Below are 18,407 nucleotides of genomic sequence, written 5' to 3' on the forward strand. Positions count from 1 at the left end.
GTTCAAATGAAAAGTCAATATCTTGTAGCTAAAGAATCACTTGCTGTTTACGGTGCAGATCAGATAGATCTTCAGGCACTGCTATCAAACATTTTAGGGCCGAAAACTCCTGCGGAAACAACAGGTTTTCTTTCTGCTTTAGGAATCCGTAGATTAGTTGAATTAAGTGAGACAGAATTATCAAATGTTCCTGGCTTATCAAAATCAAATTGTATCAAGCTGAAAGCAGCTTTTGGTTTGTTCCAAAAATTAAGCAAGTCTTTACCAGAGAAGAGAATTGCTATTAAAAGTCCAGAAGATGCTGCGGATTGCATTATGGAGGAATTACGTTATGAAAAACAGGAGCGATTTCTCGCACTTTATTTAAATACGAGAAATGAAATCATTCGGAAACGTATAATCTTTGTTGGTACGCTTAACTCCAGCGTTGTACATCCAAGAGAAGTATTTAAAGAAGGCATCAATTCCAATGCAGCTTCAGTTATTGTTGCTCATAATCATCCTTCAGGTAATCCACAACCTTCTAGAGAGGATATTGATGTAACAAAGCGTTTAAAAGAAGTCAGTTCTGTTATTGGGATTGATTTGTTGGACCATATTATCATCGGAGATGGAAAGTATATCAGTCTAAAAGAAAAGGGATATATTTAAGGAGAAAATGATTTAATCAACTTACTTTTTAACTTACGATTTAGTTGAACTCCATCATTGAACAACATTTGATTAAATAAAAATAGCCCAGGCTCTGTACCCTGGGCAGTGGTTCGTTTGAAGAATTATAACATTAAAAGTGGCAAAGGCAAAGTGATGATGGTTATTGGCGGATATTTAGCCGAGCTTATTATAAAAAATAATAACTGATTTAGGTATAATCAGATGAAAAACAATGATTAAATAGTGGCGACAAAGCGGCTTATATCTCTTCTTTATTCAAAGATATTCACTTTCTTTAAATCCATCTTTACAAATTTATACAATGATTTTATACTATACGTATACCTCTTTACTGTTTACCTTTTTGTTTTGCTATTCTATTTGAAATAGCAGGTTAATAATCAATCTACGGTCTCTGGGACTGACGTTTACACTACAAGTGTGTAAAAATCAGCTCAGAGGCCTTTTTGCGTTTCTGGCAGCTATTCAACAAACGAATAGGCGTTTTCCAAAACTAGTATAATCGGTGCTTTCGCTCCCTTATACTCGTTTTTTATATAAATACAATGATTATTGGAGGGTTTAAAATGGATAAAAGTATGCCTAAGAGGAACTGGAAGAAAAGCTGCCCAACCATTGAAGAAAAATTGAAGCAGCTACAGCAGACATTAGAAGATGGCGTGAAGAACTTTTCTTATTCTCCAGAACATTTCAAGGCTATTCTGGAAATGAAAGCACTTATGCCAAGCTATTCATTTAAAAACATGCTTGTTGCAAAAGCACAGCTTCCTCATGCTTCCTTTTTGGCATCTTATTCGCGATGGCAAGAACTTGGAAGGAATGTAGTAAAAGGTGAGAAAGCCATCCGCATTTTCAAACCAATCTTTGGATCAAATAAGAACAAAGATCCAAAAGAAGATGTCTTGGAGTCTGATGAAGAAATCAAATTGGTTGGTTTTTGTCCAATACCGGTGTTCGATTTTAGTCAAACCGAAGGTGAATCGTTACCGATTGATCAGATAAAGATTGAATTGGTCGGAGATTGTAGCGAGGCTCGTGAAATTATTGAAATGGTGCATGAAGTAGCAGATTGTCCAATTTCTTATGGTAATACGGGATCTGCGAACGGTTATTATATGCCAGGCACTCATGAAATCGTTGTGAGTGACAAAGTTTCGATAAATCAACGAGCCAAAACTTTAGTTCACGAATATGTCCATTCGCAGGTGCATCGATTAGGAAACATGAGCACTTCTAAAGAACGGGAGGTTGTAGCAGAAGGAACAGCCTTCATTGTTTGTTCATTCTTCGGATTGGACACCAGCTCTTACAGCTTTGAATATGTAAAGGGTTGGAGCCAAGGAGACGGAGACGCGCTATTGAACTATGGGTCTCAAATCTTCGATATCACAAAAACAATCATTGAGCGGTTTCGGGAACGAGACGGGAGTAAAGATAACGAACTGCTAATGGCGGTTTAATTAACTTTATAGGGGGATAAAAAGTGAACATATTGCTGATGGTCTTAGGATCCATCTTTATGGTCTTGTATATCATAATTGATTGGTATTCCTTTGATAAAGGTCTGATCCATTTAAATACACAATATACAGCTGAAGAGCAGCCTGACGATGGGCTTCTCTATCAAGCTACATATGACGAGTTTGGTAAGGCTGATTTTTCTAAGTGGATTGAGGAGAATTGTGAGGTTTCTGAAAAAACAAACACAACGTTCCAAGAACCTCAAACGAATTTTCAAAGTTCTAGTGCTGTGACTTCCTTAATTGCGGGTTCACCACAAAAAGACTTACTCGCAGAGCTTGAAAAGGAGTTAGAGAAGACTGAAATGGACAAAGGAGAAATCCTTCGTAATCGGCTTACTGGATTAGCTGAATGCGGTGATGATTTGGAAGCTATCATTCAAACTCAATATCAGCTATATGAGGTTGAAGGAAAATATAAAAGCATGGATGATTTAAAAGGGCAATTTCCTGAGTATTTTACGCCCGCTATCCCTTCTCCAGTAGTATTGGATGAAGATGTTCCACCTGTAATTACTGAATGTATTCCGGAACATTCTTTTGCGGAAGAAGGATCTATGCAGCTTAAGCAGCTGAATCCCAGCGATTATATCCTTAATATCAATTCAGAAGAAGACACAAGCTTACTAGATATTGATCTTCCTGTTTGTCATCAGCATCGTTCAACAGCTCAGATTGCTCAAAATTTAGAGGGTACTCAAGTCTGGTATGGCCGTGTAATCGGCATTCAAGAACGCTTTATCCATTTCAGAGATTTGTCAAAAAGAAAATGGCTGAAAGTAGGGAAAAGAGCCAGGTTTTTATCTAATGGAGACCTGCTGCTCGTTCACGTTAATCGAAAAGGTAATTTAGTTTCCGTTGTAAAAATAGTGAGAGTAGAGGAAGCAGCAGCTAATTCTATGCAAATGATTGGTTAGTCAACTGCGGGACAAATTGATTTTGTCCTTCCTCTAGATTTACATCATATTGGTTGAATCTAGAGGGTGGATAATATTTCACCGCTTTTATAAGGAGGTGCTTAAGGATATTAAATTACTATTGTTTATTTACACTTTATTGCTTTTTATGATAAAAAATGACAAAATTCGAATAATTTAGTAGAAAAGGACTGCGACTTTATTATTATTTTTGGTATAATGTAACTGTATAGTTAAATATTGTGATTTTGAACCGAAAAGGCAAACTTGGGGAAATCCAAGGACGCAAAGCCAAGGGGCTTCATCCATGATGGAAAAGCTAGCCGGTTACCGAAACCAGAAGTCTGTCGTGGATACTGTTTTCAAACGGTATCTTTTTGTATTTATTTTTATAAAGAAAGATGGGGTACGCATGGGGAATTTGGATAAAAGCTTTGAACAACTTAAAAAAGAAATTAGAAAGGATGGCACAGCCATCAAAAAGTTTAAATTTGAGTATATATCCGGTGAATCTCCTTTTATAAGCTTTAAAGGAATTCAACACATGCAAATGAGCAATACATATTTTGAAACTTTAGAAGAACATATGGAATATGCGTACTACCAATGGTTACAAAAGTTCACCGATCGTTTTGAAGCCTTTACTATTAGTGCAGACGTAAATGATGAAGGTGAAATAGAACACGAGGATTTAGAAGTTGAGATAGGAATTAATATTCCCTCTAAAATGCAAAAGAACTGGGTTAGCTTTTTGGATCGTCCATTAAGAAAGTTAATGGTCCTCTCTCAAAATATTACAGGATTACAATTCGTATATCGGAACTACAGAATGATTCAAGTTATATTCAAAATTAAGGTGGGCAGCACTAAGCTTCGAAAATGGGGCACAGATCAAAAATTTAATCAAACTGTTTATTCTCATTGGGTTGCAAGTTTAAGTGATTTTATGGAAAACAATGATCTCAAAAATTCTCTCGACACGCATAATAAATACTTTTCTGTTTCATTCTACTGCCCAGTCCTGCAAGGGAAATTAGCTCAAGAGCTAATGGAAATGGAAGTAAGACACCGTTTTTCGGAGGCTTGGGGAAATTAAATGAAAAAACTGCTTTCATTGATTTTCTTGCTTCTGATTTTAGGTCCCCAACCCGTCCTGGCAGATTCATTTAATGTAAATAAGTTCAATACTCAACTGGAGCAAAAAGACGACACAACCAAGGTTTTAGGAAATATGCAGCAGGATGCCGGTCAGCTCACTCCAAAGATTTATAACGTTGGAATTAAGCTTATCACCGTTGTTTTTGTCCTTTCGATTTTAAGTTACGCGGTTGCCATTCCATTTAAACATCCAGTATGGCTAAAATGGTCGTCAACTTCCATGATTTCGTCCTTAATTGCCATAATAGGGTTCCGTCTCGTTCCAATCTTTGTATTAACGAGAGACTTAAATAATTTTACAACACTCACCAATGATTTTATCGGTTTACTAACCAGCGTTGGCATTTACCTTGCTATAGCTATGGTTATCATTGGACTTGTCATACGTCTCTTCTACAAAATGTTCGGGCAGCCAGAATACTTCCGCTGGAGCAAACGATTATATGTAGGATCCATTATCGTAACTTTACTTTCCTTGATTGCTCCTGCTGTTTTAGGATCAGTTTAAACATTTTACACGAGAAAGGGGATATACATTATGCTAAAACTAGTTATTGATAATTCTAAGAAACCTGCTGATACCAACCAATTCATTGAGAAAAAGACGTGTCAAACTCAGTGCTGAGCCTAAACCTAGAGGATGGGTATAAACGAAAAATCCTCCCACTTATGTGAGAGGATTTCCCTGTCGATGAAAAGCGTTAAACGCTTTATTTAGTTAAACTCAGTATAAAATATTTTAATGTTTTTGGCAACTATTGACTTGTAAAATTTGTTTACCAAATTTACTCATAATATGATATAGTAAATTTGTCGATGAAATGTGTCTGGGAGAACTATACCCATTTTTAGGGAGGAGTCTATCCTTAAACGCATTTAATTCGACGTGCATACAAAAAGTGGACGTTTTTTTGTATTCTAATTTTACATAAATAGTAAAAAAATAGCTGATCGCGCCAACGACCAGCTTTCCTCACTAGAGGATGTAAAACACACTGTTTAAACTTACAACTTTCAACGGACAACTTTATAAAATCCACCCTTTTAAAAATGCCACTTTTTAAAAGGCTGCTTTCTTATTGCCTAAATTTGTATTGTTTATAATCCCTATTATAAACAATGCAGCTCCACATTTCAATGATATTAAAGGCAAAAAAGCAGTGGATTTTCAACATTATTCTACAAAAATCATCGCTAATTTATCATTGATGGAGTGTATTTTCTTATGAGAACGCAATCAATTAAAATACCTAGATCGGATCTAAAAGTGTCTGGTTTTGTGTTCCCACATTTTTATAGAAAATTTCTATTGGAATTGGATGAGGCCTATCAATTCCCTGCTTCAGCTTGGGCAAATATCCTTGCTTTAGTATGTGATTCCGAAAGTACTGGAATCGTAAGGAACTTTATTCCTAACCAATGGGCTAAGAAACTCTCCATACCAGCCTCTTCCTTTTACTATGGATATCAATTCTTGATTCAACACAAAATCATAAAAGAGATCGTCATTAATAATGAATATTGTGTAGAGATTCTCAACTATGAAAGGTTTACTAAACAGGAATTATATAATGACGATCGTAAAGCCAGACCTAACTATTTCAGGGTTCCTTTCGCGTTGTTTGAAACCAATATATTAGCGGAGTTTGTGAGAACTAAAAACCCACGTGCAATAAAATTTACTTTAAAGTTATTTAATCAGCTACGCGTAAAATTAGGACAAAAAAGAGGGAAATCAGCTTTAGAAAGTTCCTTCCAGGTCCAAAATTTATCTACTTTAAAAAAGGAGCTCAACCGAACGTCTAAAGAGATTAGAGCTATTTTTGAAATTTTAAAACCGATTTTTAACGTTCACTCCATCGGCCTTTCCATGAGGAAGCACCAGGTATGGGTGAAAGCTTATCAATTTAGCTTTAAAGAGAAGTGTGTAGAGCAGCCAGATGTTTTAGGTGTGGATCAGTTAATGGCCGCCTATAGTGACGACCTATCCCGCTACTTGGATAGAAATGGACTTCGTTACAAGAAGCGGGATCGAGTCTCAATTATGCTGGCCTTCAAACAAGAAGTAGTAGAAAATTTGAAATACGTAGATAACCTTTCCTTAAGGGATGGCGTAATTAAAGAGATTTACGGAGCAGCCACAGCCATTATCGAAGAACGATTAAACACCACAGCAGCATCTGGTAAACGTTTTAAGATTTACAGCTTAGGGGCGTACTTCAGAGTTGTTTTCAGATCCATATTTGAGCCTTTTAAGAAAACTATACCGGCCGTGGAATTAATAAAGGCACATATAGAGTTACATTTAGAGAAATATAGAACAAAACTATCATTTTAATATTCAGATTTACTCTTGTTTAAAAAGAAATGAAACAAGAGTATTCGTCGTGTTGCAGATATACCTAAATAACCAGATTCAGTACCTAAGGGAATCCATCCAAGCATAAAGATCTTGGAAATCGAAGGATTTCTATTTTTTTTACCTTTTTGTTGTTCCAATTGTATTCTTGTGAATTGTGGATATTCTATTTATTCACTTGTTATTAAAGATCCTTATCTAACTAACGACCTGTGGAAAGTGAATAATCTAATAGATTACATGTGTATTTGTGAGTTTTATGAATGAGCTGGTTCTTAATGTAGCCGGCCAAGCTTAGAGCCCGTTGAAAGAACCTCAAATCTGGAAGATCAGCTTAATATATTTGATTTTGTTTTATTGTATTTGAATCTTTTATTACATTATGACTTTTTAATTCTATTTGATTTTTTTACCAAATAGCGAGTAGGGAATCCATAAATTAAGGCTGTTTTCGTAAAGTTTGTTGTTTTTATACGTAATAATTACTCGTTAAAAAACATATCAAATAAAGGATGAATCCCTATTACAGGGAATACATTTATTGGTAATAAGCATTCTGGTTAGAGTATTGAGGAGGATTTGATGAAAAAAATTTGGTTAGTTCCTGTATTATTGATTTTTATACTTGTAGGTTGTAATGATGCTAAAAATGGTAAACTTGACACTTCGAAAATAGAAAAGGTTGTTCCAGAGGGAAATGTAACTAAAGAACAGTTAAAAAATACTCCAGTAAGCTATACAGTTTCTTCACTTGATGTAGGCTTAGACTCCCTTCCGTTCGACTTGAAAATTCCGAAAGACATTCCTTTTGATGCTAATCCACTTCAAATCTCAACAATCGAAGATTTTAAACACGATGGAAAAAATTTAAGAGTTAACTTTACAACAACCGCTAAAAACAAAACTGATGTGATTTTATTAATGATTACTGTCCATAATTTCAAAGTAGAATATAGTGGAGCTGGGAAAGATATTGAACTATCAGATGGTGTAGTCGGTAACTATAATGGAAATACAGTCATCTTTGAAAAAGACGGCATTTACTATGATATAAGTTACAATAACAAAAATATTTCATCCCAACAGCACAAAAAAGACATTATAAAAATCGCAAATCAAATGCTTTAGAAATCGCCTGTTAAAAGAAATTTACAAAACAGAAAAGACTCAGTTAGCACTGTTAAATTCGCAGTGCTTTTTTCTTTAGGCAGTTCTTAGCATATTCACAGTCGTTTGAATTGGATTTTGACACGGTGAAATAAGCATTTGCTTTACACGTTCATCAAATGCTGTCTTCTTTCCTAACTCAAGCCATCGGAACCAATAGAGATAATTGTCGAGATACTTAGTTGCAACCCCCTTGGAACCTTTCCATCCATTTCTTGAGCCGTTGGTGAAAATTATTAACGTGTTAAATATGGTAAATGCCTTTTTTGACCCGTTCTTTCTGTCGCTCATTTACCGTTTTGTGCTGTAAACCTTTAACAATTGAAGAATTTGAAATGAATTGGAATCATGAAGTAAATTTAACAAAGAAGATTTTGGAAACCTTAACTGATTAATCTTTAACCGTACATGTAGCTGAAAATCATTGGACACAAAAAAACTCGCTTGGCATCTTGTGACTTCTATGCATGAATTGCTTTCACAAACAGGGTTGAATTTTGAAACTGTAGATGACAGAAGTGAAGCCCTTCTTCAGCAAAGGAAATTATCAATTGTTATGGTCAAGCCAGTGATTCAATGATTGTAGCAATTAAAAGCCAATAGACTGACGAGACCTTATCAGAAGTTAAGGAAATGTATGGAGAGAAATGGGAAAATGGATTAACACTCTACATTCTAAACTGTCATCAAATACATCATCGAGGACAAATGACTGTGTTAATGAGATTAGCTGGGTTAAAGGTTCCAGGAGTGTATGGTCCATCTATAGAAGAAATGGAAGCAAGAAATACTATTCAGCAATCAAATTAAAAGAGAAACCTTTAAGAGTTTCTCTTCTACCGCTAAGTGAAGGTGGTGCGGTTAAATACAGGATTTCCTATTTTTTATCTACTAAACCTTTAATTTCGTCTTGAAAAATATGGATATTAAAGGTAAATTTAAAGTATATCTATTATCCTTTTGTCGTATTTGTTCACGATTTTCGTGGTTATCTAAAAATGAAGCAGCCTTTGGGCTGATTTTTACACTACATGTGTGTATTAAATCAGCTCAAGGCTGCTTTTTTTATTGTCAAAATAACAAAAGGGTAAGAGTAAATCTTATTTAGAAAGAGGTAGAGTTAATGTTAGCGGTAACGACGGAAGATACCAAACGTATACTGCAAGAAGGTGAGGGTGCCTATCTAATTACATTCGCGGGAGAATGGTATAAGAAATGGTTTAATCTTGCAAAGGATTGTATGCGATCCGGAATGAGTAAAGAAGAATTTAGAGAAGCGATGGATCCGGAAAGTGAGACGGCCTCTATTTTCTATACTACTTTCTCTGAGCAGGAGGCCTCAGTAGCAATTTTCCTGAAGAGGAGAGTTTGATTGTCTACAGTGCTACTGGAAACACCATGTTACTTGTAGCAAATGGAGCGGTTACGTATTGTAGAGATTTATCTTATTTAGCAAAAAGAAACGTTGCCTTTAAATGGGGAATTAAGAAACCAGATAAGTTTAGCCCGTTGCGGGAGATGAAGAGTACACCGTTTACTGAAAAGTGTACATTACGTTGTTCTTAACATTAAAAAAATAACAGAAGAGTGAGGGTTAGTATTTGAAAGGATTTAATGACAGATGTTTTCAATTTGGAGATCAGGTAGATGTTTATAGAAATTTAAATTCAGGTGGTTCCTCCATTCGCTGCAGCAAAACAAAGCTTTTTGTCGCTCATGTGGAATCCGTTGAATTGAAGGAAAGTGAATTTAGAGTAAGCGAGCCTGGCTGGCAAAAGGTAATTCTCCAGAAGAGAAAATCCGTCCACGCTTATATAAAAGGGAATTTGGTTAGCATCAATCTACCAAAGCCAGAGAGTTATGTTAGGCAGGTTCACTATAATCCCTACATAACTCTTTTTTTTATGTAGTTAGATTCCAATGAAACCACTAAAAATGCCTCAAATGTGTTCTGTTGCGATAAATATGCTTACACAAAGCATGAGAATGAAACCACATTATTTTCCCGGGAGGAATTAATATGTCAGTAAGAGTAAAGAAGCATCCGAGTTGTATAGGGTGTAAAGCAAGGAGACTATATAACGGGAAGCAATGGTACTGCATTCTCGGATTTAAAGTAGATCCTGAAAAAAATGAGCAGGATGAAGTTGTAGGTTGTCTTCCGCAGTGGAAATGTCCAAAGCCAACAGATTGGTACACTTTCTATGATCTTGTAGACGAACAGAATTGTAGAAAACATGACAATCTACATATCCTTGAACGCCGAAATGAAGAAGATAAAAAGGAGAGAGCGATATGAATGAATTCTTTGGACCCATTATTCATTCATTTACAAGAAAGGATGCAATCCAAACAGGAGATCTTGTTGATGTTTCATCTATGGGAAGGGAAGCTGGAATTAGGTTTCCCGTTGCAATAACTGCTGCAACTTATCAAAGAATCGTAAAGCCGGATGAAGCAGCTAAATCAATGGGTGAGAGTGAAGAGGGCCGCTTATGGGACGTCCTATATATGTTTAGTGTATATGCTAGACGATCGGTGGGTTCTGAAATGAATTTTTCGCTTGTAGCAACGTTTAACGGATATCCTCAAGAAGTAAATTTAAATGCCGTAATTGGACCAGGAGATGATTTTGCTCCGGTAATAACAATTATGTTACCAACTGAAGATTAAATTTCTGGGATCTTGAATATCTCATCGTTTTTATTTCTAAGTTTATCCAAATAATAGCTGAAGGAAAGGAGACACATCTCCTTTCCTTTTATAAGTTTCTATAAAGCATTTTTATAAAGGGATTTCCTGGTTTCGTAATGATACTTCCACTTTGGAATTACAGTAATTAATCAGTTCAATCATATTAGCAATCAATTCTTTATGATAAATTTGTCCGTTTTCTGCCGTTGAGACAGAAGGATCACCAACCACTCCAATATTGTTTGAATTTTCTCGATAAGTTGAAACATCACTGGGCAAGAAAATACGGTCTCCATCAATATACGGATCGTGGTTTAAGAAAGAATGTTTCTCATGGATGTTCTTAACCGCATTTTCCATGTTACACAACTCAGGGAAGAGATGTAACATGTGTGAAGTCTCCATTTCATCCGCATGACCAACTCCACCCGGCTCTGATTTCCTTATTTTTTTACCAATATTTTCTGCAAAATAAAAAGGATCAACGATACAAATAAAAGCTCCTGTTTTATTTCGTAGTTTTGTCGCTGCTATTTTTAAAGGAGGTAGATTGGCCTCTCGATGTCCGTTAATAACAATAATTTTCTGAAACCCGTGATAGGTTAAACTTTCACAAATATCCAGCATCAAATTTGTTAAGGTTTCTGGTCTTAGTGTAATCGTACCTGGATAAGCCATGTGGTGAGGCGCCCATCCCACCCAGTTTGGAGGTGCGACTAGGGTGTTCGTTTCCTTAGCCGCATCTTCCGCAACCTTTAATGCTACAAAAGAATCCGTTCCCATAGGCAAGTGGTGGGCATGTTGTTCTACACTGCCAAACGGAACGATAATGGTTTGTTTTTCCTCAAGGTAATTTTGTACATCTTCCCATTTGTTTTCTTGTAACCAAACACTTTTCAAAATATAAGCCCTCCTACATTTTTTGATTTTTCATAGTGGATTGAAAGTAATTTCGCTGTTTTCCATTATTAAAAAAGAAGTAAACGACCAACCCGGTCACCATCCATGCAAGCCCCAATAATATGGCTAAAGGATTTAAATAGAACAATTCAATAATAATTCCGCCAATGCCCAGAAGCGGAAATAGAAGTCCTCCCGGGATTTTAAAAGGTCTATTTGTGTTTTTTTCTTTAAAGCGAAGAATGATTACGGCCACGTTTACTGCAACAAATACGATTAATGCGGTAAAGACTCCAGCAGAAGCGACCAGGCTAAGGTTACCGGTAAGGGTTAATAAAATCGCAAAAACACCTGTAACGAGGGTAGCGACGCTTGGTGATTTAAACTTGGGGTGGATTTTTCCGAAAGAAGACCATAGTTGCCCTTCTCTTGCCATCGCGAGCCCTACTCGTGGGCCACCAATCATACAGCCTAATCCAGATGTTATCGTTGCTGCAATACCAGCTGCTGCCACGAAACTTGATGCCCAGCCTGAAGTAACGACCTCAAGTGCAGAAGCTAGCGGTGCTTTAAGCGTTGGAAGTACATCTGTAGGGACTAGAGTTACAGATACCCAGCCTACAAGTGCATATAAGATCACAACGGTAAAAATTGCCCAAACGGTTGCCCTTGGAATGTCTCGATATGGATTTTTTGCTTCTTCAGCAACGGTCGTTATGGCATCAATATGGATTTGCCCAAAGGCAATAATGGCAGCTGCGGCCATTAACCCACCAAAACCCTGTGGAAGAAAGGGTACCTGATGAATGGGCATAGGGAGTTGGGGGTGCAATAAGCCCAGCACCACGAACAACAGAAGTGCAAAAACTTTAACAATGACTAACAAATTAATAACAGTTTTAGAAAAGGAGATCCCAAGATATAAAAGAGTCACCGTAAAAATTCCCAATATTACTGCCCACAATGTCACTGACAATCCTGGAAGAAAAAATTGTGCATACAACCCAAAACCGAGCCAAACAGCTGCCCCCACGACAATGTACTGAGTCATCAGGGTCCATCCGACTATAGAAGCTACAACGTTTCCTATTCCTTGACCTAGGGTAGAAAAGGCTCTTTTACAATACACATAGCTTGCGCCCGCTTGAGGATACATGGCCGAGAGTTCTGCAAAAGATAATGCTGTACATACCGCAATACCTCCTGCAATAAGGAAACTTAAAAATAGGCCAGCACCCGCTGGTTTTGCTGCAATCCCTGTTAGTACAAATATTCCAGTGCCAATGAGTGCCGCTACGCCTAAAGAATAAAGGTCGAGAAATGAGAGTGAACGTTTTAATTTTTGTTGCTTCACAAATAGTCCCTCCGTTTCATATTCCTTATAATGGAATAGACATTCCAAATTCGGTTTTATAACACTTTCTTTTTTTAAAACTATAATCCTTCTTGTTTTTCAAAAAAAAAAAACACGTTTGCACGTGTTTAACCTTGTAACTTTGTTGTAATGGCTTCCGAGGCGATTTTTAAGCTAATGATTACTTCCTTTGTGTCTTTAAATATATGGTCATGTTCTAAACCAATAACACTTAGTGAAGCGATGACTTCTTTTTGTCCATCAAAAACAGGAACTGCCATAGCAATTGTTCCTTCAGCCAATTCTCCTTTGCTAACTGCAAATCCCTTTTCCCTTATACGTACTAATTCCTGATACAAGTTGTTCGATTTGCTATCACTCAAAATTCCTTCTTGCTCTCTGTGGGAAAGATAAGCTAATAAAACTCTAGGACAGGCTGCTGAATATAACGGAACTCGTTTACCGATTTCAGGATATATTCGGATCGGCTGAAAAGAAGGTATTTGCTCAATATAAATGGCTTCCTTTCCATCTTGTAAGGCTAATTGAACAGATAAGTTAGTTTTATTCCGTAATGATATCATTTCATCCCTGGCTAATTCTTTTAAATTAATTTGATCCTTTACCAAGGCAGCCTTCTCTATGAAAACCCAACCTAAACCAAATAAGATTTCGCCATTTTTAAGTATTCTCCTCACATAACCAAATTTCTCAAGTGAGCATAATAAACGAAATAATGTGGTTTTTGGATATCCAGTCTCAGTTGAAAGTTGTTGCAACGTATAAAATGGGTCCCTTTCATTGAAGAACTCCAATATATTCAGCGCTTTTTCAACGCTTCCATTTTTACTACTTTTATCCATTGTGAATTCCCCTTTAAGAATTACATAGTAAATTTCGTTCTTTCAAAAATTATCAAGGAACAGTAAAAAAGTCCAGTTATAAAGCTATGTTAAATAATATTGTTGATAAATGACCATAAAACAAGGACCCGATTGGGGTCCTCGTTTAAAATCCTTATTTAAGATTAGTACCCGTTAGTTTAAGTGTAGCACTTCACAAAGTTACATCGATTTTAACAAATATACATTGAAACTTTCCTTAATCATATTTCATTTTTTTATATCATATAGAGTACCTCCCAGAACAAAAGGTACTCTATACACACGAATCATTGAACTTCTTGTTATTCTTTTCCGCTAAACTCTAAAATATTTAAACCCTCAGATGCCTCTGGTGCTTCAAAAAATTTAGAAACATGAATAAAAACCGCTTCCGTGTCAAAAGCTGCTCTTTCGGGTTGTTCGTTTCGCCTTTGTGCAATTTGACGTAAACATTGCCCGTTATTTAGATTAAGGAAAATTAGTTGATGGCTTGCATTGACCTCTGACGCCATATCCAAAAACCACTTTCGCAGTTTTTGAGTGTTAGCTGGAAAATCCATCACTACATCTGTACCGACACTTAATATGTTTTGGACATGCTTTTTCACTAACGGCTTGAGCTGTGCTGAGAATTTTAGGTAGTCCTCAAATGATGCAATCTGATTTGGATAAAGAGATGAAAGCCATTCATCCTCAGACAACAATACCGCATGTTTATCTATCGCCAATTGTTTTGATTTAGTTGATTTTCCAGCTCCCATTTTTCCACAGAAAAAGTATAGCGTCCCCAATTGTTTCATATTCTTTAACCCCCTGCGGTTAATTTAGTTAAAAGCTTTTACTTCGTTAGTTCCCATAGACTTTCTCCTCTTATTAATATTTAGACGTTAAGATTTATATCCGATTTACTTATTCTACCAATTTATTTTATATTCCTTCTTTAACAAACCTGACCCGTTAGTTGAACAAGAATGATAAAGCTCTGAATGTTGATAGCCATAATTTATCATAAGTAGCTACGGTCGGAAATAAGCAGCTACGACAATCATCTTACTAACAGTTGTAGAATTGTTTCGGAAACGGATTACATCCAGGAACAGAAACCACTTATCGAAGGGATATGTTTTCGATAACAGAGGATATGATTAGCGAAAGGGGCATCGTTAATTGTGTTCTCTTTTTTTGTTTGAAGGAAGTTTTATTTTTCCTAACAAAAAAGCGGTGAGGTTCACCAGTGACTTTTATTTGGGAGGGATTTTCATGGATATTAACTCCAAGTGGAAAAAGAGTGTTCGTAGGCGCACATAGAAGAAAAATCGCGCTGTAATCAATGGGGGTCGTTAAAATTGGTGATGCTAGTCATTTCTTGTGTGGTTCAGCTACGGACGTATTCCGCTGCAAATTCCTGTTTTATAACCGGTGAAGTAACTTCTGAGAACATGAACTATGGCCAAGGGAAAGTCGTGTTAAGTCCAAAAGGAGCGGGAAATTCACTTCAAGAAATAGAAGAGCAGCAAAAGAAACAAGACAATGAAATCTCAACGTATTAACGCGCAAATGTTTATCATTGCACAAACAACTGGTAGAATATAGATATATTTTTTTGTCTTTAATTATGTTGTATACTTATTAAAAGAGTGTAACGAAGGGTGAAAACCTATGAGGACTATAAAAAACTTTCTATCAAAGTTTTTTCCTAACAGGTTTGAAAGTAAAGATATTAAATTCTTAAAAAAATTAGGCGTTACTTACGAAGATACAAAATAAAATTTTCGTCCAGCTTTAAATATTGAAAGCTGGGATATTAATTTATTTGATCCGGATAAGTCAAACAAAAAACCTCTACTTATTGTAGGGGTTTTTTTATAATAAGGCTCTATTAAATTTAAATGTTGATTTTTATATAGGAACTAGGGGAACCTTCATTTGTCGAGGTTCCCCATTCTTGTCCCTTAGCTCAATAGCAAGTGAATTACAACTCGTTATTTCTCCCAAAGCTCGATCAGTCGACCCTCAGGATCTTCAATCCAAATTTAACTTTCCAAATTCATTAATCTCTTTTTTCTGCAAGAGGTACATCAATATGTTCAAGATCTTAATAGTCTCGTTTAGATTATGTACTTGACTTGTTGTGTTCTCCGTTCCTAAGTTTCAACTTTTAAGCTGCTTGTCTTTGTTTATCTAGATTTCTTTCTCTTCTATCTCTTCTGGAATTACGTATAGCAAATAAAAAAATAATGGTTTGGAGAATAAGTACACACATGACTATAATACTATCCCAAAAATAAAAACTCGAGACTGTTTGATTAATCAGGTTCTTCATGATCATTTGAATAACAAGAACAGATGGTAAAAATTGAAAATAAATAAAACCAAATATCCCAATGATAGCACCAACTATATAAATGTAACTAAACCATATAGCGACTTTTTTCTCGTTTTTAGGTAGGAGTTCCCAAGTTTCGGTTTGTTTTTTTAAAAATTTTTGTTTTAAATATAATATACTATCCTGTTCTAAAGAGGCTGAGTTCTTCCAGTTTATAAGTACAAAATATAAATCAGTTCTTAAAAATATGATAAATTGAAAAACAATAGACGATGTTACTACAAAAGAAATTATTTGAAGATATTCTAAAATAATTGGTTTATTAATAATGATTTGCAAACTTAGAACTATAAATATAATGGTGATATCCCACATCATTCCTGCTATAAATGGAATATAGCGTGCTTTTTTTTCTTTTGCCCATAGTCCAGTCATATCTGTTTCGATTACTAACCAAATTAATCGAAGATTAAAACGTATTTTTGAGAGAACATTTTCTTTCGCTGCTGCTAAAAAATGACCTAATTCATGTAGGCCTTTTACTATTGCAGCAATTACAAGTAAATTAAGGGCATTAAGCCCTAAAGAATCGAATATAAATAGAGATTCATATTTTGGAAATAATTGAGGCTTAGATATAAGTAAAACACAAACACTTAAAAAACAAAAGCAGTAGAGTGCGATAGAAAAAGAAGAGAACATTGCTTTTCCTATTTTTTTATAAATTGCTTTTGGTTCTCTTTTTATTAGGGGGTTGATAACATCATCGTTAATTTTATAAATAAGTCCATATTCAAGCAATGTCTCCATAAAATCAATAATGTCAACTTCCTCACCGAAACTACCATTTATTTTTTCTTGGATATCTCCTAAAGTATTTTTTCCGTCTAATAATTTAATAATTTCTGCTGCAATTAAAGGAACTCTTAAAAACTCTGTGTGATATGGATCACCAATGGTAAACTCGTCCCCATCAGGCTGAATTACAATATTCGTACAATCAATTATAGTTTGCAGCGAGAATTTATCATTCATAACAAAGAACCTTCTTTCCTAAAAGAGATTGAGATTAAATCATCTAATGAAGAAAGGTTTTTGAAGCCTTCAGAATTACAAGTTGGACAGTCATTATTTTGTGTGAAATCTAATGCCATCTGACTAACTTCCATAGTTTTTAAATCAATTGTTAGAACGGGTTTCATCATCGGATGAAGGTTAGTTATTAAATTGGTTACGTCATTAATAATAAAACTTACTAATAGTGATAGATTAGACGCAAATCCTGTATTAACACCGCTTAAAACACTTCCATAAGTTGTTTTAATTCTAGCAATCATATCAGTACTATCATTAAGAGAATTAATTAATTTGCAATCATAGCATGGTTCGTTATTTTCAGGTATGTATCTTTCCACCTTAATAGTATTATGATTTATCCCACCACTGTAATAGGGTATTCCTAAAACGACACATGCAGCGTTTACCCATCTAGTTGATATAATGGAAGGTTGATCTAACATACTAATTACTGCAGTAGCTCCACTTAAAATTTCTAATAAAGATTCATATGAATCAATATATTTATTGAGCATTTTAACTTTTATCTCTGGATTAATAGCCTTAATTTTTTCTTCAGCAACTTCTGATTTTAATCGACCTACATCTTTTTCATTATAAAGAAATTGTCTGTTTAAGTTGGAACGTTCCACAACGTCAAAGTCTACTCCTATTATTTCTCCAATACCTAACCCAGCTAGATAGGCACCAATTAAGCACCCTCCGCCTAAGCCTAAAATTACAATTTTAGAATTTTTTAACTTGTCTTGATAAGAATATTTATCTTTTGTGATTGAGGAAAAACCAGAAAAATAATTTAGATTGGATCGATATCGTTCTAACTCTGTTGGAGAATATGTAGAAGGAACTTCTGCATCCTCTAAAAAACCTAATTCATCTAGCGAGTGAATAACACTCTGTATGTCAACTATTGATAGGTTCATTTGAATAGATAAGTCATTTAATGTATTTTTTCCATCTAACAATTTAAGAAAACGGAATAACTCTCCATTATCATCTTCTAGTTCTGTAAAAGTACCATTGTTTCTTATTTCAATGGTTCCTAGTTTCTGAACAATAGGTAAAAGAGTTCTTTTAAAACAAGGCAACATTTTTATATCCTCCTACATGAAAGAAAGACCATATAGAATATGGTCTTTCGATTTTTTAATTAAAACTACGAAAGGTATGGATACCACATATCGATAGTCGGTGTTAATTTTTCTGTTTTACGAACTTTGATTTTCATTAGAATTCCTCCTTTTTTTAAGATGTATTTATCATAATATACAGAATATTATAAATCAACATTATTTTACAATTTTTAATTATTTTGTAAATTTTTCGACACGGTGAGGAGTAGAAGTCTATCGACAGGAGGGCGGCAATTGTTGCTA

The 18,407-nt window shown here is 35.3% G+C and carries 19 protein-coding genes, 2 pseudogenes and 1 riboswitch; of the genes and pseudogenes, 13 read left to right on the plus strand and 8 right to left on the minus strand.

All coding sequences use genetic code 11. The features are described from left to right. The first annotated feature begins 6 nt into the window (after positions 1-6). The 7 genes from radC to LCY76_RS23590 all read left to right on the plus strand — a co-directional run bounded on the left by radC (position 7) and on the right by LCY76_RS23590 (position 7,757). On the plus strand, positions 7-651 hold the full coding sequence (radC, locus tag LCY76_RS23560; protein ID WP_248254928.1) for a RadC family protein: 645 nt from the start codon (positions 7-9) through the stop codon (positions 649-651). 590 nt (positions 652-1,241) lie between these two features. Further along, a complete protein-coding gene (locus tag LCY76_RS23565; RefSeq protein ID WP_248254929.1) occupies positions 1,242-2,135 on the plus strand; it encodes an ArdC-like ssDNA-binding domain-containing protein in 894 nt (297 codons plus the stop codon). 23 nt (positions 2,136-2,158) lie between these two features. Further along, on the plus strand, positions 2,159-3,112 hold the full coding sequence (locus tag LCY76_RS23570) for a hypothetical protein (RefSeq protein ID WP_248254930.1): 954 nt from the start codon (positions 2,159-2,161) through the stop codon (positions 3,110-3,112). A 250-nt stretch (positions 3,113-3,362) separates the two neighbouring features. Further along, positions 3,363-3,447: riboswitch (cyclic di-GMP riboswitch) on the plus strand. Further along, positions 3,420-4,208 carry a hypothetical protein gene (locus tag LCY76_RS23575; protein WP_248254931.1) on the plus strand — a complete coding sequence of 263 codons (789 nt, stop codon included), beginning with the start codon at positions 3,420-3,422 and terminating at the stop codon, positions 4,206-4,208. (Overlaps the previous riboswitch by 28 nt.) Next, entirely contained in the window at positions 4,209-4,778 is a 570-nt protein-coding gene (locus tag LCY76_RS23580; RefSeq protein WP_248254932.1) for a hypothetical protein, read from the plus strand. It abuts the gene before it with no gap. A gap of 717 nt (positions 4,779-5,495) precedes the next feature. Then, positions 5,496-6,608, plus strand: a complete 1,113-nt coding sequence (locus tag LCY76_RS23585) for a hypothetical protein (protein WP_248254933.1) — start codon at positions 5,496-5,498, stop codon at positions 6,606-6,608. Between the two features lie 603 nt (positions 6,609-7,211). Beyond that, entirely contained in the window at positions 7,212-7,757 is a 546-nt protein-coding gene (locus LCY76_RS23590) for a hypothetical protein (RefSeq protein WP_248254934.1), read from the plus strand. 75 nt (positions 7,758-7,832) lie between these two features. Here the strand turns inward: LCY76_RS23590 and LCY76_RS23595 are convergent. Continuing rightward, a pseudogene (locus LCY76_RS23595) lies at positions 7,833-8,115 on the minus strand (IS1595 family transposase); the annotation flags it as partial. A gap of 314 nt (positions 8,116-8,429) precedes the next feature. Between LCY76_RS23595 and LCY76_RS24095 the strand changes: the two are divergent. From LCY76_RS24095 to LCY76_RS23620, 5 genes are all read left to right on the plus strand, one after another. Then, positions 8,430-8,606, plus strand: coding sequence for a DinB family protein (locus LCY76_RS24095; protein ID WP_336606290.1), 177 nt, complete (start codon positions 8,430-8,432; stop codon positions 8,604-8,606). A gap of 313 nt (positions 8,607-8,919) precedes the next feature. Further along, complete coding sequence (locus LCY76_RS23605; protein WP_248254935.1) at positions 8,920-9,168, plus strand: hypothetical protein; 249 nt, start codon at positions 8,920-8,922, stop codon at positions 9,166-9,168. Between the two features lie 229 nt (positions 9,169-9,397). Further along, complete coding sequence (locus LCY76_RS23610) at positions 9,398-9,706, plus strand: hypothetical protein (protein WP_248254936.1); 309 nt, start codon at positions 9,398-9,400, stop codon at positions 9,704-9,706. 110 nt (positions 9,707-9,816) lie between these two features. Then, positions 9,817-10,095 (plus strand): hypothetical protein, encoded by a 279-nt coding sequence (locus LCY76_RS23615; RefSeq protein WP_248254937.1) that lies wholly within the window; start codon positions 9,817-9,819, stop codon positions 10,093-10,095. Next, positions 10,092-10,469 (plus strand): DUF6573 family protein, encoded by a 378-nt coding sequence (locus LCY76_RS23620; RefSeq protein ID WP_248254938.1) that lies wholly within the window; start codon positions 10,092-10,094, stop codon positions 10,467-10,469. The genes LCY76_RS23615 and LCY76_RS23620 overlap by 4 nt, the downstream gene beginning before the upstream one ends. Before the next feature lie 111 nt (positions 10,470-10,580). Here LCY76_RS23620 and LCY76_RS23625 read toward each other — a convergent pair whose 3' ends face one another. The 4 genes from LCY76_RS23625 to LCY76_RS23640 all read right to left on the minus strand — a co-directional run bounded on the left by LCY76_RS23625 (position 10,581) and on the right by LCY76_RS23640 (position 14,428). Continuing rightward, positions 10,581-11,390, minus strand: coding sequence for a creatininase family protein (locus LCY76_RS23625; RefSeq protein WP_248254939.1), 810 nt, complete (start codon positions 11,388-11,390; stop codon positions 10,581-10,583). Between the two features lie 13 nt (positions 11,391-11,403). After that, on the minus strand, positions 11,404-12,744 hold the full coding sequence (locus LCY76_RS23630; RefSeq protein WP_248254940.1) for an APC family permease: 1,341 nt from the start codon (positions 12,742-12,744) through the stop codon (positions 11,404-11,406). Between the two features lie 128 nt (positions 12,745-12,872). Beyond that, positions 12,873-13,607 carry an IclR family transcriptional regulator gene (locus LCY76_RS23635; protein WP_248254941.1) on the minus strand — a complete coding sequence of 245 codons (735 nt, stop codon included), beginning with the start codon at positions 13,605-13,607 and terminating at the stop codon, positions 12,873-12,875. 323 nt (positions 13,608-13,930) lie between these two features. Next, on the minus strand, positions 13,931-14,428 hold the full coding sequence (locus LCY76_RS23640; RefSeq protein WP_248254942.1) for a P-loop nucleotide/nucleoside kinase family protein: 498 nt from the start codon (positions 14,426-14,428) through the stop codon (positions 13,931-13,933). A gap of 552 nt (positions 14,429-14,980) precedes the next feature. Here LCY76_RS23640 and LCY76_RS23645 point away from each other — a divergent pair. Further along, positions 14,981-15,178, plus strand: coding sequence for a hypothetical protein (locus tag LCY76_RS23645; protein WP_248254967.1), 198 nt, complete (start codon positions 14,981-14,983; stop codon positions 15,176-15,178). Between the two features lie 432 nt (positions 15,179-15,610). On the opposite strand, the pseudogene LCY76_RS23650 reads toward LCY76_RS23645, so the two are convergent. The 3 genes and pseudogenes from LCY76_RS23650 to LCY76_RS23660 form a co-directional block, all read right to left on the minus strand. Next, positions 15,611-15,752, minus strand: a pseudogene (locus tag LCY76_RS23650) (VOC family protein); the annotation flags it as partial. Between the two features lie 34 nt (positions 15,753-15,786). Beyond that, on the minus strand, positions 15,787-16,989 hold the full coding sequence (locus tag LCY76_RS23655) for a hypothetical protein (RefSeq protein WP_248254943.1): 1,203 nt from the start codon (positions 16,987-16,989) through the stop codon (positions 15,787-15,789). Then, positions 16,986-18,122, minus strand: coding sequence for a HesA/MoeB/ThiF family protein (locus tag LCY76_RS23660; protein WP_248254944.1), 1,137 nt, complete (start codon positions 18,120-18,122; stop codon positions 16,986-16,988). The genes LCY76_RS23655 and LCY76_RS23660 overlap by 4 nt, the downstream gene beginning before the upstream one ends. Between the last annotated feature and the right edge of the window lie 285 nt (positions 18,123-18,407).

It is taken from the genome of Fictibacillus marinisediminis (genome assembly GCF_023149135.1).
Lineage (GTDB): Bacteria > Bacillota > Bacilli > Bacillales > Fictibacillaceae > Fictibacillus_C > Fictibacillus_C marinisediminis.

Bases quoted from the DNA above. Each gene is read 5' to 3' on its own strand.
- radC (WP_248254928.1), top strand. From the start codon at position 7: ATGAAAAGTCAATATCTTGTAGCTAAAGAATCACTTGCTGTTTACGGT.
- LCY76_RS23565 (WP_248254929.1), top strand. From the start codon at position 1,242: ATGGATAAAAGTATGCCTAAGAGGAACTGGAAGAAAAGCTGCCCAACC.
- LCY76_RS23575 (WP_248254931.1), top strand. From the start codon at position 3,420: ATGATGGAAAAGCTAGCCGGTTACCGAAACCAGAAGTCTGTCGTGGAT.
- LCY76_RS23580 (WP_248254932.1), top strand. From the start codon at position 4,209: ATGAAAAAACTGCTTTCATTGATTTTCTTGCTTCTGATTTTAGGTCCC.
- LCY76_RS23585 (WP_248254933.1), top strand. From the start codon at position 5,496: ATGAGAACGCAATCAATTAAAATACCTAGATCGGATCTAAAAGTGTCT.
- LCY76_RS23590 (WP_248254934.1), top strand. From the start codon at position 7,212: ATGAAAAAAATTTGGTTAGTTCCTGTATTATTGATTTTTATACTTGTA.
- LCY76_RS24095 (WP_336606290.1), top strand. From the start codon at position 8,430: ATGTATGGAGAGAAATGGGAAAATGGATTAACACTCTACATTCTAAAC.
- LCY76_RS23605 (WP_248254935.1), top strand. From the start codon at position 8,920: ATGTTAGCGGTAACGACGGAAGATACCAAACGTATACTGCAAGAAGGT.
- LCY76_RS23615 (WP_248254937.1), top strand. From the start codon at position 9,817: ATGTCAGTAAGAGTAAAGAAGCATCCGAGTTGTATAGGGTGTAAAGCA.
- LCY76_RS23620 (WP_248254938.1), top strand. From the start codon at position 10,092: ATGAATGAATTCTTTGGACCCATTATTCATTCATTTACAAGAAAGGAT.
- LCY76_RS23635 (WP_248254941.1), bottom strand. From the start codon at position 13,607: ATGGATAAAAGTAGTAAAAATGGAAGCGTTGAAAAAGCGCTGAATATA.
- LCY76_RS23640 (WP_248254942.1), bottom strand. From the start codon at position 14,428: ATGAAACAATTGGGGACGCTATACTTTTTCTGTGGAAAAATGGGAGCT.
- LCY76_RS23645 (WP_248254967.1), top strand. From the start codon at position 14,981: ATGCTAGTCATTTCTTGTGTGGTTCAGCTACGGACGTATTCCGCTGCA.
- LCY76_RS23655 (WP_248254943.1), bottom strand. From the start codon at position 16,989: ATGAATGATAAATTCTCGCTGCAAACTATAATTGATTGTACGAATATT.
- LCY76_RS23660 (WP_248254944.1), bottom strand. From the start codon at position 18,122: ATGTTGCCTTGTTTTAAAAGAACTCTTTTACCTATTGTTCAGAAACTA.